Source organism: Bacillus sp. IT-79MI2, from assembly GCF_949768135.1.
Taxonomy (GTDB): Bacteria; Bacillota; Bacilli; order Bacillales; family Bacillaceae_G; genus Bacillus_A; species Bacillus_A pseudomycoides.
Genome location: NZ_CATKPV010000134.1, coordinates 1 through 735, shown reverse-complemented (window position 1 = coordinate 735; position 735 = coordinate 1). Strand labels below are relative to the sequence as shown.

Below are 735 nucleotides of genomic sequence, written 5' to 3'. Positions count from 1 at the left end.
CTTCATGAAGTTATAAAATTAGGACCGTACATATTAGACATATCTAAAATGTACGGTCCTTTTGTTTACTAGTGGTTCACTTATCTAACCTAAAGATAAGTATGTGGTCCTTTTACAATTTGAATTTCTTTTTAAGCTTCTTATATTTTCTATATGAACGTCTAACAATGTTTAACATGAAATACGGTATTTTAACAGGGAAAGGCAATTTATAAATGAAAGGCAAGTAAAATGTAAAATATGCCTTTTCTAGGTCTCTCCACTTACTATCTTCTTTTGTTTTTAAGAAATCAGATACATCGACTACATATCCCCTTCCGTTTTCCATCATCACATTTTTCCCGTGAACATCACAAGGAGTTAATCCTTGTTCCCTTGCATACTCTAAAGCTTCATTGATATCAAGGATTACCTGCTTAGGAATTTTAATCCCCTTATGAATAGCATCGTATAAGGTGATTTTTTTTAAACGTTTCAATACTATGAAATTTTCTCCTTTATATATAAGCTTCGAATAAGAAGGATGATTTCCGATTCTTCGGTATACTTCTGACTCTTTTTCAATTCCTTCTCCTTCTCGCGCGTAAACTTTCACTACCCAATCTTTGTATTCTTTGTGCATAAATACTGCGGCATAATTACCTGTCCCTAAACACTTCCAAAGTCTAGGAATATCTTTAACTACTACAGGCTCGAATTCATCCTCACTTCTTATGCTTACCTCTTTTAATAATT

Annotated in this window: 1 protein-coding gene; it reads right to left on the bottom strand. The window is 32.8% G+C overall.

Annotated features, from left to right (window positions below; genetic code table 11):
• Positions 1 to 112 precede the first annotated feature (112 nt).
• On the bottom strand, positions 113 to 735 hold a 623-nt coding region (locus ACM6HU_RS27375), incomplete at its 5' end, for a serine/threonine protein kinase (RefSeq protein ID WP_098157116.1).